At 64.6% G+C, this 15237-nt stretch carries 13 protein-coding genes; 7 read left to right on the top strand and 6 right to left on the bottom strand.

Annotated features, from left to right (window positions below):
- Positions 1-15 precede the first annotated feature (15 nt).
- Positions 16-561 (bottom strand): hypoxanthine phosphoribosyltransferase, encoded by a 546-nt coding sequence (hpt, locus tag AB1A62_RS17480; protein ID WP_366662753.1) that lies wholly within the window; start codon positions 559-561, stop codon positions 16-18.
- A 74-nt stretch (positions 562-635) separates the two neighbouring features.
- On the opposite strand from hpt, the gene AB1A62_RS17475 reads away from it, so the two are divergent.
- Entirely contained in the window at positions 636-1082 is a 447-nt protein-coding gene (locus AB1A62_RS17475) for a type II toxin-antitoxin system RatA family toxin (protein ID WP_366662752.1), read from the top strand.
- A gap of 92 nt (positions 1083-1174) precedes the next feature.
- Positions 1175-1816, top strand: coding sequence for a thiopurine S-methyltransferase (locus AB1A62_RS17470; protein WP_366662751.1), 642 nt, complete (start codon positions 1175-1177; stop codon positions 1814-1816).
- An 84-nt stretch (positions 1817-1900) separates the two neighbouring features.
- Here AB1A62_RS17470 and AB1A62_RS17465 read toward each other — a convergent pair whose 3' ends face one another.
- The 4 genes from AB1A62_RS17465 to AB1A62_RS17450 all read right to left on the bottom strand — a co-directional run bounded on the left by AB1A62_RS17465 (position 1901) and on the right by AB1A62_RS17450 (position 5355).
- A complete protein-coding gene (locus AB1A62_RS17465) occupies positions 1901-3082 on the bottom strand; it encodes an ammonium transporter (protein WP_366662750.1) in 1182 nt (393 codons plus the stop codon).
- 139 nt (positions 3083-3221) lie between these two features.
- Positions 3222-3713 carry a CinA family protein gene (locus AB1A62_RS17460; protein ID WP_366662749.1) on the bottom strand — a complete coding sequence of 164 codons (492 nt, stop codon included), beginning with the start codon at positions 3711-3713 and terminating at the stop codon, positions 3222-3224.
- 2 nt (positions 3714-3715) lie between these two features.
- Positions 3716-4222, bottom strand: coding sequence for a phosphatidylglycerophosphatase A (locus AB1A62_RS17455; protein WP_366662748.1), 507 nt, complete (start codon positions 4220-4222; stop codon positions 3716-3718).
- Entirely contained in the window at positions 4219-5355 is a 1137-nt protein-coding gene (locus AB1A62_RS17450; RefSeq protein WP_366662747.1) for a bifunctional 2-C-methyl-D-erythritol 4-phosphate cytidylyltransferase/2-C-methyl-D-erythritol 2,4-cyclodiphosphate synthase, read from the bottom strand. Before AB1A62_RS17450 ends, AB1A62_RS17455 begins: the two co-directional genes overlap by 4 nt.
- A 182-nt stretch (positions 5356-5537) precedes the next feature.
- Here AB1A62_RS17450 and dusB point away from each other — a divergent pair, with 182 nt between their 5' ends.
- The 5 genes from dusB to AB1A62_RS17425 all read left to right on the top strand — a co-directional run bounded on the left by dusB (position 5538) and on the right by AB1A62_RS17425 (position 12757).
- Positions 5538-6524: a tRNA dihydrouridine synthase DusB gene (gene dusB / locus AB1A62_RS17445; RefSeq protein ID WP_366662746.1), complete on the top strand. Its 987-nt coding sequence runs from the start codon at positions 5538-5540 to the stop codon at positions 6522-6524.
- Positions 6521-7600 carry an ATP-binding protein gene (locus AB1A62_RS17440; protein ID WP_366662745.1) on the top strand — a complete coding sequence of 360 codons (1080 nt, stop codon included), beginning with the start codon at positions 6521-6523 and terminating at the stop codon, positions 7598-7600. Before dusB ends, AB1A62_RS17440 begins: the two co-directional genes overlap by 4 nt.
- Before the next feature lie 3 nt (positions 7601-7603).
- A complete protein-coding gene (locus AB1A62_RS17435; RefSeq protein WP_366662744.1) occupies positions 7604-8968 on the top strand; it encodes a response regulator in 1365 nt (454 codons plus the stop codon).
- A gap of 100 nt (positions 8969-9068) precedes the next feature.
- Positions 9069-11351, top strand: coding sequence for a PAS domain-containing sensor histidine kinase (locus AB1A62_RS17430; RefSeq protein ID WP_366662743.1), 2283 nt, complete (start codon positions 9069-9071; stop codon positions 11349-11351).
- A complete protein-coding gene (locus tag AB1A62_RS17425) occupies positions 11348-12757 on the top strand; it encodes a sigma-54 dependent transcriptional regulator (protein ID WP_366662742.1) in 1410 nt (469 codons plus the stop codon). Before AB1A62_RS17430 ends, AB1A62_RS17425 begins: the two co-directional genes overlap by 4 nt.
- A gap of 39 nt (positions 12758-12796) precedes the next feature.
- On the opposite strand, the gene AB1A62_RS17420 is transcribed toward AB1A62_RS17425, so the two are convergent.
- Entirely contained in the window at positions 12797-15139 is a 2343-nt protein-coding gene (locus AB1A62_RS17420; protein WP_366662741.1) for a caspase family protein, read from the bottom strand.
- Positions 15140-15237: the final 98 nt, after the last annotated feature.

Genomic DNA, 15237 nt, shown 5'->3' with positions numbered 1-15237 from the left:
CGGATTTTGGCCGTTTCAGCCCTCGTCGGTGAACCGCACTTTGCCGATATGCGGCAGGTTGCGGTTGCGCTGCGCATAGTCGATGCCATAGCCGACGACGAATTCGTCGGGGATCTCAAAACCCACCCAGTCGGAGCGGAAGTCCACCTCGCGCCGCGACGGCTTGTCCAGCAGCGCAATGGACTTCAGCCGCGCCGGGTTGCGGCTTTGCAGCAGGTTGGTGACGTGATTTAGCGTGTGGCCGGTGTCGACGATATCCTCCACCACCAGCACGTCTCGCCCTTCAATGGCGCCGCGCAAGTCCTTGAGGATACGCACTTCCCGGCTGCTCTCCATCGAGTCGCCGTAAGAGGACGCCTCCAGGAAATCGACCTCGATCGGCAGGTCCAGCTCGCGCACCAGATCGGCGATGAACACGAAGCTGCCGCGCAGCAGGCCGACCACGACCAGCTTGTCGGTGTCCTTGAACTCCGCTTGGATTTCGCCGCAAAGCTCCTCGATCCGCGCGGCGATTGCCTTGGCCGAGATCATCACATCAATGACATATGGACGCTGTGTCATGGCTGCCCCCTTGAATTTCCCGCGCGTACATAGGACATCACGCCCGGTAATTGTAGCAGAAAATCAGCGGACAGATGCCCACACACTCGGAAACCCGCCAGATGCCCTATTCGGCACAGCAGATGTACGATCTGGTGGCCGACGTCGCGCGATATCCCAAGTTCCTGCCCTGGTGCGCTGCCGCCCGCATCCGCAGCCGCGCGCCGCTGGGCGATTCAGAGGTGATGGAGGCGGATCTGGTGATCTCCTTCAAGGTCTTCCGCGAACGGTTCGGCAGCCGGGTAACCCTTTATCCGGGCGAGAGAAAAATCGATACCGAGTATCTGGACGGCCCGTTCCGCTACATGAAATCCCACTGGATCTTCACCCCGCGCGAGGATGGCACCTGCGACGTGTCTTTCTTCGTCGATTTCGAGTTCAAGAACGCGGTGCTGCAGGGCATCATCGGCGTGGTCTTCAACGAGGCGATGCAGCGCATCGTGCGTGCGTTCGAGCGCCGTGCGGCGGAGCTGTACGGCTGAGGCGCTGCGGGTCGGAAACCTGTTGACCTCAAGCGGGCTTCAAGTTGTATCACCTGCCGGAATTTGAATTTTCGACGGAAGGGGAAGCCGTTATGGAGCAGGAATTCTGGCAGGCGCGCTGGCGCGAGAACCGGATCGGGTTTCACGAAGCGGCGCCCAACACCTTGCTGACGCGGCATTTTCCCTTGCTTGATCTGGAGGCGGGCCAATCCGTGTTTGTTCCGCTCTGCGGCAAGGCGCTGGATCTGGACTGGCTGCTGTCACTGGGGCTGTGTGTGACCGGCGTGGAGTTCCATCAGGGCGCGGTGGAGGAAGTGTTTGCACGGCTAGGGCTGACCCCGGAAGTCACGCAAGCAGATGGGCTAACCCGCTTTCAGTCGGGCGATCTGACCCTGTACGCAGGCGATTTCTTTGCCCTTTCCCCAGCGCATCTCGATAAGGTTGATGCGGTTTATGACCGGGCGGCGCTGGTTGCGGTGAAGCCACAGGACCGGCAGGCCTATGCCGCGCATCTGAACCGGATCACCGGGACTGCCAGGCAGCTCCTGATCGGGTTTGATTACGACCAGTCCCTGATGGACGGTCCGCCGTTTTCGGTGCCGGGATCAGCTGTGCGGGCGCTGTATCAGGACAGCCACGGCATCACCCTGATCGAAGAGCGCGCGGCTGCGGGCCGGGTCGGCGCGCGCTGCAACGCGCTGGAACAGGCCTTGCTGCTTACCCCTTTGACCTGAAACGAAAACGGGTCCCCGAAGGGACCCGTCCGGTGCAAAATACGCACCGTCTGCCGTGAGTGGTGGCATTCGTCATAGCCGGTGTCAGCTGTTCATGTCGTATGCGCGCTCACCGTGAACTGAGAGATCGAGGCCGTTGGTCTCGCTTTCAAGATCCACGCGCAGCGACGTGATCGCGGCGGTGACTTTCACCAGCACGATGGTCACAACCACGGTGAAGATGCCGACGATGGCCAGCGCGCCCAGCTGTGCGGCCCAGGCGCCGGCGCCGAAGACGGCGATCATGATGGTGCCGAAGATGCCGCCGACGCCGTGCACGGCAAAGACGTCGAGGGTGTCGTCGATCTGCATCTTGTTGCGGATCAGGTTGACCGCCTCCTGGCACAGCACGCCGGCAACAGCACCGATGATCAGCGCTTCCACCGGGCCGACAAAGCCGGAGGCCGGGGTGATCGAGGCGAGGCCAGCAATGGTGCCGGTCACCAGGCCCACGAGCGAGGCCTTGCCGTATTTGATTTTTTCCCACAGCGCCCAGGAGAGGGAGGCGGTGGCGGCGGAGATATGGGTCACGGTCAGCGCCATCGCCGCGCCGCCGTCAGCCGCCAGCTGCGAACCGCCGTTGAAGCCGAACCAGCCGACCCACAGCATCGCGGCGCCGATCATCACATAGCCGGGGTTGTGCGGCGGGATGCTGCGGTTTTTGCGCGGGCCCAGGAAAAAGGCGATGATCAGCGCGGCCAGGCCTGCGGTTTCATGCACGACGATGCCGCCGGCAAAATCCTTCACACCTGTTTCACCGAAGATGCCGCCATCAGCCAGGAAGCCGCCGCCCCAGATCCAGTGCACCACTGGCGCGTAGCACAACAGCATCCAGAGGCCGGAGAACACCAGCACGAAGCCGAAGCCCACCCGCTCCACATAGGCGCCGACGATCAGCGCGGGCGTGATGATGGCAAAGGTCATCTGGAAGGCAAAGAACAGAACCTCGGGCAGGGTGCCCGACAGGCTGTCGGCGGTGACACCGCTCAGGAACATCTTGTCCAGCCCGCCCCAATAGCCGCTGGTGCCGCTGCCGAAGGCAATTGAGTAGCCGAACACCAGCCACAGAACGCTCATCAAACAGGCAATGGCGTAGCAATGCATGAAGACGCTGAGCACATTGCGGGCACGCACAAGCCCGCCGTAGAACAGGGCCAGCCCTGGCAGTGTCATGAAGAGGACCAGGGCCGTGGCCACAATGATCCATGCGGTATCCGCTCCGTTCATCCGATTGTTCCTTCCCCTCAAAAACCGGTTGGATCAGGAGAAAGCGGAAAGCCTGCGCAGTAAAAAGCGGCAGAGGTGCGGAAGGCGCACAAAAACGGGGCTTTTTTGCAAGTGCTGAAAAATTGAGCGCCGCAGCGGGTCAGCTGCCCGTTTCGCGTTCGATTTGGGAAATGGCCTGCGCCAGCAGTTCCAGCGCGTGATCGCGGGTGGCGGCGCGGACATTGGCGCGGCCGATGGCGCCGAATTCCACGGTTTCCGTCCTGGCGGGCAGGCCTGCGCGGGCCAGGCCAAAGCAGACGCGGCCTTCGGGCTTGAACTCGGATCCGCCGGGGCCGGCAATGCCGGTGACGGAGACGGCCAGGCTGACGCCAGCGTTCCGCACCGCGCCTTCGGCCATTTCCGCGGCGACTTCCTCGCTGACCGCGCCGACGGCGTCCAGTGTTTCCGCCTTGACGCCCAGCATTTGCATCTTGGCGGCGTTGGAATAGGTGACAAAGCCCCGGTCGACCACGGCGGAGGAGCCTGGAATGTCCGTCAGCGCCGCGGCGATCATGCCGCCGGTGCAGCTTTCGGCGGTGGCGATGGTGATGCCTGCGTCCGTTGCGCGTCTGATCAGATTACCCGTGTTCATGCTCACATTCCCAATACGCTGTGGGACAGGAAGGCCAGCGCGGCAACACCGATGGCGGCCATGATTCCGGCGATCACGTCGTCCATCATCACCCCGGTTGCGCCCTTCTGGCGGTCGGCCCAGCCGACGGGGCCGGGTTTCCAGACGTCGAACAGGCGGAACAGCACAAAGGCGGCAATCCAGCCCGGCCACAGCGCGGTGATCTCGATATCATGGGCCCAGGCCGGATAGGACACGGCCCAGAGCGCGGTGAACTGGCCCGCGACCTCGTCCAGGACAAATTCCGACGGGTCCATGTTCTCGCGGTTGCGGGTCATCGCTTCCGCCGCCCAGACGCCCACGATCATGCAGATCACGGTCGCCAGCGCCAGAAGCAGGAACCCGCCCAGCTGGTGAAGCACATAGGCCATGGGCAGGGCCGCAAGCGAGCCCCAGGTGCCGGGGGCAGGGCGCAGGTAGCCGATGCCGCCCACGGTGCCGATCAGGAAGGCCAGACGCGATCTCTTCATGGTTTCACCAGCGCTGCGGTGGCGATGGCGGCGATGCCCTCGCCGCGGCCGGTGAAGCCGAGGCGTTCGGAGGTGGTGGCCTTGATCGAGACGCGGTCTGCGCTGATACCGAGGATCTCAGCCATCACTTCGCGCATCTTGGCAGCGTGCGGGCCGACCTTGGGGTATTCGCAGACCAGGGTGCAGTCGACATTGGAGAGAGTGAAGCCCATCTCGCGCGCCAGATTGGCGGCGTGGCGCAGGAAGATCTCGCTGGCGGCGCCTTTCCATTGCGGATCGGACGGCGGGAAATGCTGGCCGATGTCGCCCTGCGCCAGGGCGCCATAGATAGCGTCAGTGACGGCATGCATTCCGACATCGGCATCGGAATGGCCTTGCAGGGTCTTTTCATGCGGAATCTCTACCCCGCATAGGATCACGCTGTCGCCGGGGCCGAACCGGTGCACGTCGTAGCCGTTGCCAAGCCTGATATCCATGTCTGCTCCCAGAATGCGTTCCGCCCGGGTGAAATCCTCGGGGCGGGTGATTTTGATGTTGTCCGGCTCGCCCGGAATAATGCGGACGTCAAGCCCTGCAGCGCGCGCAACCTCCACATCATCCGCCGCTCCGCCCGGATGGGCGAAGTGTGCCGTCAGAATGTCCTGATAGCGGAACCCCTGCGGCGTTTGCGCGGCGAACAGTCCGCTGCGGTCCTGGGTGCCGGTGACGGAGCCCTCCGCGCCGGTCCATAGCGCGTCGGTCACCGCGAGCGCTGGGGCCGCGGCAGGTCCGTTGTCCAAGCCATTGAGAATGCGGCGGATCAGCTCCGCGCTGACACAGGGGCGGGCAGCGTCGTGGATCAGAACCTTGTCCACGCCCTGCGGCTCCAGCGCCCTCAGCCCGTTCAGGACCGAGGCTGCCCGTTCAGCGCCGCCTTCGGCGAGGATCAGTCCAGGGCGGCCCGAGAATTCCTCCCAGGCGGCGGTGTCATCCGGAGACAGTACCAGCACCGTGAGGTCCACACCCGCATTCGCAAAGGCTTCCAGCGTCCAGTCGATCACCCGGCGGCCCTTCAGCGGGCGCCATTGCTTGGGCGTGCCGCCGCCTGCGCGGGTGCCGCGGCCGGCGGCGACGATCAGGGCAGCTGTGGTCATGCAGTCCTCGTCCGGAAGTTCCCGCATTGTTTATGAGGTGGCGCGGGAAGTGGCAATCACCCGGCGGAATGTGATTAAAAAATAGGCAAATGAAGTGCGGGAGCGGCTTGCAGAGGCGCAATTCATTGCTGCATAGCAGAAGCTTCGGGTAAAAACCTCTCAGTTGCACAAGGATTAGGCAGTTGTCCTTCACGCTTGGAACCACTTCCATGTCCCCGCCCATCGCCCTGGCGCCGATGGCGGGAATCACCGACCGGCCGTTCCGGGATCTGGTCCGCTCCTTTGGCGTGGGGCTGATGGTGAGCGAGATGGTGGCAAGCCAGGAGATGGTGCAGGCCAAGCCCGGCGTGCGCGAACGCGCCGAGCTGAGCGCCGATGTGGAGAACACCGCAGTGCAGCTGGCTGGCCGCGACGAGTACTGGATTTCGGAGGCTGCGAAACAGGTTGCCGGGCAGGGCGCGCGGATCATCGACATCAACATGGGCTGCCCCGCCAAGAAGGTGACCAATGGCTACTCCGGCTCTGCCCTGCTGAAAACGCCGGATCACGCGCTGAAGCTGATAGAGGCGGTGGTGGGGGCCGTGGATGTGCCGGTGACGCTGAAGACCCGGTTGGGCTGGGACGACAATTGCCTGAACGCGCCGGACGTGGCGCGCCGCGCCTGCGAGGCCGGGGTGCAGATGGTGACGATCCACGGCCGTACCCGCTGCCAGTTCTACAAGGGTTCCGCCGATTGGGCGGCGATCCGGGCCGTCAAGAACGCGGTGAATGTGCCGCTGCTGGCCAATGGCGACATCGTTGATACGGCGACGGCGCGGCAGGCGCTGGAGCTGTCCGGTGCCGATGGCGTGATGATCGGGCGCGGGGCCGAAGGAAAGCCCTGGCTGCTGGCAGAAGTGGCGCATCACCTGTGGGGCACACCGGCGCCGGAGATTCCGCAAGGAGATGCGTTTATTCAAATGGTTTCAGAGCATTACCGGGCAATGCTGGATTTCTACGGGCAGGATCTTGGCGTCCGTGTCGCGCGCAAGCATCTGGGCTGGTACATGGATGAGGCCGGAACCGGCCCCGCCATGCGGCGTGCAGTGCTGACAGAGAAGAACCCGGCGGAAGTGCTGGCCCTGCTGCCGGAGGCGTTGAGCGCGCAAAGACCGGAGGCAGCCGCATGATGGACAGCGCCGCCCTCTGGGCCTCTTTGCCGGTGCCTGCGTTTCTGATCGACGCCTGGGACAACATTGCCGATGTGAACGCGGCCGGCGAGGGGTTCCTGAATACCTCGCGCAAGGCGCTGACGGGGCAGCCGGTGTGGGACACGCTGGCCATCGACGCGCCGATCGAGGAGGCCTTTGCCCGCGCCAGGGTGCAGGGCACGCCGCTGTTTGTGAACGACATCGACGTCGGCTCCGGCAGCCGGGCGCCGCTGCAGTGCGGGGTGCAGATCGCGCCCTTGCAGGGGCAGGACGGTGTGATGCTGCTGATGGTCACCCCGCGGGAGCTGGCGGGGCGGATGACCCAGACCCATTCCGCGAAATCCGCCGCGGCTTCTGCCATCGGCATGGCGGAGATGCTGGCGCATGAAATCAAGAACCCGCTGGCGGGCATCACCGGCGCGGCGCAACTGTTGAGCATGGGGCTGGGACCGGAAGATCTGGAGCTGACCGACCTGATCGTCAGCGAAAGCCGCCGCATCGTGAAGCTCTTGGAGCAGGTGGAGCAGTTCGGCAACCTGACCGAGCCGGACTTCAAGCCGGTGAACCTGCACGATGTGCTGGACCGCGCGCGCCGGTCCGCGCTGCTGGGGTTCGGCGCCCATATGAACATCACCGAGGAATACGACCCCTCCCTGCCGATGGCCTGGGGCGATGCAGACCAGCTGTTGCAGGTGGTTCTGAACCTGTTGAGGAACGCCTCGGAAGCGGCTGATCCGAAAGGCGGAAATATACATATCCGCACTTTCTATGAACATTCCTTCCGGCTGCGCCGCAGCGATGGAACCGGCAAGCTGCTGCCCCTTCAGATCGAGATCATCGACGACGGACCTGGTTTGCCGGACAAGATCAAGGATGACATTTTCGACCCGTTTGTGTCGGGCCGGGAAAACGGCACCGGGCTTGGCCTTGCTTTGGTGAGCAAGATCGTCTCGGAGCACAATGGCTGGATATCGGTGAGCTCGGTTCCCGGGCGCACGGTGTTCCGGCTGTCGCTGTCGCGCGTGCCGCGCGATGCAATACCGCAGGAGAGCTGATCCATGGACGGCACCGTTCTGGTCGCTGATGACGACCGCACCATCCGCACTGTTCTGACCCAGGCGCTGACCCGCGCGGGCTGCAAGGTGCATGCGACCTCTTCACTCACGACGCTGATGCGTTGGGTTGGTGAGGGCAAGGGCGATGTTGTCATCTCGGATGTGATGATGCCGGACGGGAACGGGCTGGAAATGCTGCCCAAGATCCAGGCCGACCGCCCCGGGCTGCCGGTGATCGTGATCTCGGCGCAGAACACCATCATGACGGCGATCAAGGCGGAGGAGGCGGAGGCCTATGACTATCTGCCCAAACCCTTTGACCTGCCGGAGCTGATGAAGCGCACCGCCAAGGCGCTGGCGGCCAAGCGGGTGGCGCCGGCGTCGCGTCCGGACACCAAGGAGCGGCCGGAGGAGTTGCCGCTGATTGGCCGCAGCGAAGTGATGCAGGCGCTGTACCGGCTGATCGCGCGGGTGATGAATACCGATCTGCCGCTTTTGATCACTGGGGAAAGCGGAACCGGCAAGTCGCTGATTGCGCAGGCTATTCATGACTTTTCGGACCGCCGAACCTTGCCCTTTGTGCACGCGGATGCGGCCGTGCTGATTGAGCTGGAAGGCCCGTCCCGGCTGCTGGCGCAGGTGAAGGGCGGCACCCTGGTGATCGACGAGCTGGCGGACCTGCCGGAGGAGGCGCAGGCGCGGCTGGTGCGGATGATGGATGTGCCGGGCGATCACGCGCCGCGGTTCATTGCCTCCAGCCAGAAGGATCTGGCGGCGGCGATGGAAGGCGGCGGTCTGCGCCAGGACCTGTATTACCGGATCTGCGGATCGGAGCTGCATGTGCCGGCCCTGCGGGAGCGGGTTGAGGATATACCGCTGCTGGCGGAGCATTTCCTGATCAAGGCCGAGAACGAGGGCGCGCCGCACCGGGAGCTGAGCGAAGAAGCGCGCGAGGTGCTGCGCCGTTTTGCCTGGCCCGGCAACGTGCGGCAGCTTGAAAACACTGTCCGCCGCCTGGCGCTGACCTCGCGCAGCGAGGAGATCACCAAGGCGGATGCCGAGGCTGTTCTGGGGCCGCAAGCCGGGCCGCAGCCTGCGGCGGCAGGGTTTGCCAACGAGAAGCTGTCGGAGGCTGTGGGCCGCCATCTGCAGCGGTATTTCGACCTGCATGGCGACATGCTGCCGCCGCCGGGCCTGTACATGCGGCTGCTGCGCGAGGTGGAAACGCCGCTGATCGAAATCGCCCTGGCCGCAACCGGCGGCAACCAGGCAAAATGCGCCGATTTGCTGGGGATCAACCGGAATACCCTGCGTAAGAAGATCACCGATCTGGATATTGAGGTGACACGCCGCCGCAAACTGATGTAATATCGCCACAGAAATGTGGCCTTGCTGCGAATTTCCTAGGCAGGGCCACGAGATATGGCGGTGACTCGCAAAGAGTCGCACATCAGGATGAGGGCAGTACGTGGCGCATAAGTCACATCTGAGGGCGGCATACGGTCCGTTTGCGGCCTTGGACCGGTGGCGGAGAACCCGCCGGGCGCGCAATATCGGCACCATCGGCCTGGTCCTGCTGGGTCCGGTTCTGGCTTTGGCAACTTTCCTGATCATCGGCCCGCTGGGGCAGGGCGCCTCGTCCAGATCGCTGCGGCTGATCCTGCTGGCCGACCTGGTTTATATCCTGACCATTGCAGCCCTGGTGATGAACCAGATCGTTCGGCTGTTTGCGGCGCGGCGCTCGAAATCAGCGGGCTCCCGGCTGCACCTGCGGCTGATCGGGGCCTTCGGGTTTCTGGCGCTGATCCCAACTGTCATTGTTGCGGTCTTTGCGGTGCTGACGGTGAATGTCGGGCTTGAAGGCTGGTTTTCGCAACGGGTGCGTCAGGTGATCGGCAGCTCGCTGGACGCGGCGGAGGCCTATCAGTCGCAGCAAAAGGGCGACCTGACCGAGGATGCCCGCGCGCTGGCGCGTTACCTCGACAGCAGCCGGTCGCGCAGTTTTTTCATCAACGACGCCGAACTGCGGCTGGTGCTGGCACAGGGGCAGCTGCAGATCCAGCGGGGCTTGCGCGAGGCCTATATCGTCGACAGCGCGGGTTTGATCCGCGCCCGCGGCGAGCGGTCCTATGAATTCGACTTCGAAAAGCCCGATGACCGCCAGATCGGGGCGGCCCGGGAAGATGGGCTGCTGCTGATCGAGGATTGGGACAACAGCGAGTTCCGCGCGCTGGTGCGGCTGGACGCCTTTGTCGACCGCTTCCTGTATATCAGCCGCGATGTTGACGGCGAGCTTCTGAACCTGCTGGATGACACCCAGGAAACCGCGCATCTGTACCAGCAGCTTGAGAGCGAGCGGGGGCGGGTGCTGTTTGAATTTGCGCTTCTGTACATCGGCTTTGCGGTGATCCTGATCCTGGCGGCGATGTGGCTGGGGATGTGGTTTGCCGAGCGTTTGTCACGCCCGGTCGGGCGGCTGACAGTGGCGGCGCAGCGGGTGGGCGCCGGCAATCTGGACGTTCAGGTGCCGGTTGACGACGGTGGCGACGAGATTTCCCAGCTGGGCCAGTACTTCAACCAGATGACACGGGAGCTGAAGGCGCAGCACGGGCGGCTCTTGGACAACACCCGCCAGATTGAACGCCGCCGGCGGCTGTTCGACTCGGTGCTGTCCTCGGTGACCTCCGGCGTGGTTGGCCTGGATGCGGACGGGCGGGTGACTTTTGTCAACCGCTCCGCGGAACGGCTGCTGGACTGGCAGGAGGACCAGCAATCGCTGGCGCTGGCCGTTGCGGTGCCGGAATTCGGGCCGCTGTTTGCCGAGCTGATCGAGACCGGCGCCGAGGTGGTGCAGGAAGAGATCAAGGTGACCCGCCAGGGACAGCTTGAGAACCTGCTGGTCAGGATGTCGCCGCGCCGCTCCGGCGAGGGCGGGCTGGAGGGCTATGTGGTGGCCTTTGACGATGTGACCGACCTGGTCAGCGCTCAGCGGATGGCGGCCTGGGGCGATGTGGCGCGCCGCATCGCGCATGAGATCAAGAACCCGCTGACCCCGATTCAGCTGAGCGCCGAGCGCATCAAGCGCAAGTTCGCGCCCAAGCTGGGCGAGGAGAACAGCGACCAGCTGCAATCCATGACCGATGTCATCGTGCGCCAGACCAATGATCTGCGCAGGATCGTCGACGAGTTTTCGAAATTCGCCCGCATGCCGGAACCGGAGCGGCGCGAGGAGGATCTGGTGAAACTGGTGCGGGACGCGGTGATCCTGCAGCAGCAGGGCCAGCCGGATGTCCGGATCAACGCGGATCTGCCAGAGGCGGAGATGCCCTCGGATCTGGATGCCACCATGATTGGCCAGGCTTTGACCAATCTGATCAAGAATGCGGGCGAAGCGATTGAAAGCCTGCAGCAAAAGGGCGCGCCGGACGGGCTGGTGCCGGAAATCCGGGTGTCGGCACAAAAGGCAGGCAATGCCTATGAGGTCCGGATCGCCGATAATGGTATCGGTCTGCCGGAGGACCGGGCGCGGCTGTTTGAGCCTTATGTGACCACGCGGGACGCGGGCACAGGGCTGGGGCTGCCGATCGTCAAGAAAATCATCGAGGAGCACGGGGGCACGCTGACGCTGGAAGATGCCCCGGTGTTTGAGGGACACGCGCATAACGGCGCAATGGCGGTAATCCGCCTGCCCGCCGCGGCAAAGAAAGCGGCGGCGCCTAACAAGAGCACAGTGAAAGCAGGTCTGACATGAGTGACATTCTGATTGTAGATGACGAGCGCGACATCCGCGAACTGGTCTCGGACATTCTGGAGGACGAGGGCTATGCCACCCGCAAGGCGGGCAGTTCCGACGAATGCATGGCCCGGCTGGAAGAGGCCCAGCCGGCACTGATGATCCTGGATATCTGGCTGAAGGACAGTCAGATGGACGGGATCGACATCCTGAAGGCCGTGAAGCGGGACACGCCGGATATTCCGGTGGTGATCATCTCCGGCCACGGCAACATCGAAATCGCGGTCGCGGCGATCAAGCAGGGCGCCTACGACTTCATCGAGAAGCCCTTCAACATCGACCAGCTGATGGTGGTGATCCGCCGCGCGATGGAAACCTCGCGCCTGCGCAGGGAGAACACGGACCTCAAGCGCAAGGACACCGGGCCTGCGGAAATGATCGGCACTTCGGCGGCGTTCCGGACTCTGATCGGCCAGCTGGACAAGGTGACCAAGTCCAACGGCCGGGTGATGCTGACCGGCCCGGCCGGCAGCGGCAAGGAGATCGCCGCCCGCTACATCCACGCCAATTCGAACCGGGCGTCGGCGCCGTTCATCACAGTGAACTGCGCGAGCATCGAGCCTGACCGGATGGAAGAGGTGCTGTTCGGCCGAGAATCTTCGGAACGCGGGGTCGAGCCGGGGCTTTTGGAACAGGCGCATGGCGGCGTGGTGTTTTTTGACGAGGTGGCAGACATGCCGCTCGGCACCCAGTCCAAAATCCTGCGGGTGCTGGTGGACCAGCAGTTCCAGCGGGTCGGCGGCTCGGACAAGATCCGGGTCGACCTGCGGGTGGTGTCCTCCACCAACAAGGACCTGGATGCGGAGATCGAGGCCGGCACTTTCCGGCAGGAGCTGTATCACCGGCTGAACGTGGTGCCGGTGGCTGTACCGTCGCTGGCGGACCGGCGCGAGGATATTCCGCTGCTGGCGGGCCATTTCATCGCCCAGTTCAACGAGGCCCAGGGCCTGCCGCTTCGGGAGCTGACCGAGGAAGCCGTGGCGCTGATGCAGACCATGCTGTGGCCGGGCAACGTGCGCCAGCTGAAGAACCTGGTGGAGCGGGTGCTGATCCTGGGCGATGGCAGCGGCCCGATCGAGGCCAAGGATCTGCCGCGCGAGGAGGAGAAGCCGCAGGAAGAGGGGCGGGTGGTGCTGTCCGGCGCGCTGGCCACCCTGCCGCTTCGCGAAGCGCGGGAGGCGTTCGAACGCGAGTACCTGCTGACCCAGATAAACCGCTTTGGCGGCAATATCAGCCGCACAGCGTCTTTTGTCGGCATGGAGCGCTCGGCGCTGCACCGCAAGCTGAAGTCGCTTGGGGTGGTCACATCCAACAAGGCAGGCGCCCGGGTGGCGCATGTGGAGAGCGAAGAAGAAGAGGCCTGATCAGGCCCGCGCGCCCGGATCTCTCCGGGCGCTTTGGCATCAGAACAGGTCCTGGCGGATCGGGTTCAGCGCGAAATGAACCTGTGCAGCCAGCTGCAACTGGCTGATTGCGTCCTCTGGAACGATTGCCGGCAGGCCTGCCTGGCGGGCCCAATCGGCCAGCTCCCGGCGGGAGGCCGGCCCGAACTGGCCGTCAACGGCAATGCCGGATCCCAGCCCGCGCAGGACAGACTGGGTGGCGGCGGCGATGTCCATTTGGTTCATGCCGGCCAGCAGCTCCCGCGCGGCGGCACGGGCATCCGGGTCATTCAGCGCCATCGCCTTGCCGGCCCGGACCGCGGCGGCATGGGCCGGCATGCGGTCTGGCAGCCGGTTCAGCGCGACCCAGGCGCCGTTGGCACCGCCCCAGGCATCGCCGCGGGCGAGGCCCATGTCATACCATTCCAGCGCCTCGGCGGCATCGCTGCCGGGCAGATCGCCGTTCATGATCATCCGGCCGATCTCACCCGGGGCATGCGGGTGGCCCAGCTGCGCGGCCTCGGCAAACAGCGCGCGGGCTTTCTCCTTATCCACCGCCTTCCCGGCGCCGCCGTCGCGGTAGACATAGCCAAGGTTGGCCGTGCCGTAGATGTCGCCGCGCCCGGCGGAGGCTTCCAGATACGTTAGCCCGCGCTCCGGCTGGGCCAGTTCATCGCCGCTCCACAGGAAGAACACGCCCAGTTCATTCAGCGCATAGGTGTGGCCCAGCTCCACCGCGCGGCTGAGGAGATCGAAGCCGCGCTGCTTTTCTTCCGCTGTTCCGTTCTTGCGCAGCAGGCGCTTGCCTCGGGCATGCATTGAGAACGGGTCGCCGGCGTCGATCCCTTTGTCCCACAAGGAAAAGGCCTTGTCCGGGTTATAGGGGATCGGCACGGTTTCGCGGTCCACGTTCGGCGTGACGTGCAGGTAGGCCACTGCGTTGTAGGCGCGGATGTGGCCAAGATCTGCTGCCTTTTCAAAGGCTTCGTAGGCCTCCATCAGACGGCCCTGACCCTGCAGCGCCCGGCCCAGCTGATAGTGCAGACGGCCGATGTCCGGCGCGGCCTCCACTGCCTCGCGGCAGGCGGTTTCGGCCGCCTTGAGGTCGATCTCATTGGGATAGCGGAACAAACCGACCCCCTGCGGGTCCAGCAGGTCGCCTGCCTCCAGATCGCATTGCCGTGCAATCATCTCCAGGTTCACGGTGACATCACGCACCGTGTCCGCCTGGGTAAGCCGCAGCACCATCCGGTCCTTGCGGACCTGGCCGCCGTCCTTGCGGGCGGGCAGCTCGGAGAGTTTCGGCGCATAGCTGAGGCTGAGGGTGCTGCCCTCGCCGGACCGCAGCGAGGTCACCCCGGCAGACGGGGTTTCCACAATCGACACCTTGGTGCCGGCCTGGACATAGGGGCTGATTTCCGGCGCCAACTCCAGTGCCCGGCCAAGCGGAACCTTGAGAGAGAGTTCCGCCGGGATCTGGTCGAGGCTGGCAGGAGCGGCTTCCGGAGCGGTGTCCGGTTCCGCCGCGGCAATGTTCAGCGATCGTTCGGCGGGGCGCAGATAGATCTTCTGCATCAGGGTCGAGCTTTCCCAAGGCACCTGGGTGTTGCCGGTGGCGCTGTAGACATCGCTGCGGATGGCGGCGAGGACGGTCATCGCGTCCTCGTCAGGGCTGGCCGGGAAATGCCGCACGACAGAGGCGGTATAGGGGCTGTTGCTGCCCGGCTCGCCGTCCAGCGCGGTGGCGCCGGGAGAGGTGGAAAACGCCACCAGTGTGTTCAGCGGCGGGCGGAACACGTCAAAGCCTTCGCGCGCCTCATAGAGCTGGGCGCCGACTTCGGCGTTGAGCTTGGCTTGCGGCACCGGGTTGTCGCGGCAGGAATCCAGCATCAGGATCTGGCTGCCGGCCTTGCCGCCCAGAATGGCGGACACCCGGTCTAGGGTGACTGACTGGAATGGCAGGTCGTGTATGCCGGTGAGTTCAGCATCGCTGGTCAGAAGGTAGTTACGCCGTCCCAGCTGGATGCCATGGCCTGCGTAGTAGAAAAACACCTGGCTGCCATCACGGATGTTGAGCGCAGCCTGGCGCAGCAGCGCCTCGAACCCCCGTTTGTCCAGGTCGTAGCCTTCATAGACCGTATAGCCGAAGGACCTGAGCATATCTGCCATCGCCTCCGCGTCCTTGCGGGTATTGGTCAGGTCGCTGACATGGTCATAGTCCTGAATGCCGATGACGATGGCGGTTTCCGGGGCGGCACCCCGTTCGCTGGTTTCAAAGGCAGCCTGTGCTGCCGCGGGCGGCAGCAGGGTAACAGCCAGCAGTGCGGCTGCAAGAGCGGAACATTTCGGGGGGAGAGCTGTCATGGCGCGGTCCGGGTATCAGCCCCAGCCCCCGCCGCCGCCGGAGCCGCCACCGCCGCCGCCAGCACCGCCGCCGCCGCCGCCGGAACCGGCCCCGCCGC

This window comes from Leisingera sp. JC11 (assembly GCF_040704725.1).
Classification (GTDB): Bacteria; Pseudomonadota; Alphaproteobacteria; order Rhodobacterales; family Rhodobacteraceae; genus Leisingera.
The sequence above is the reverse complement of the archived record's forward strand: the minus strand, read 5'-3'. Positions and strand labels throughout refer to the sequence as shown.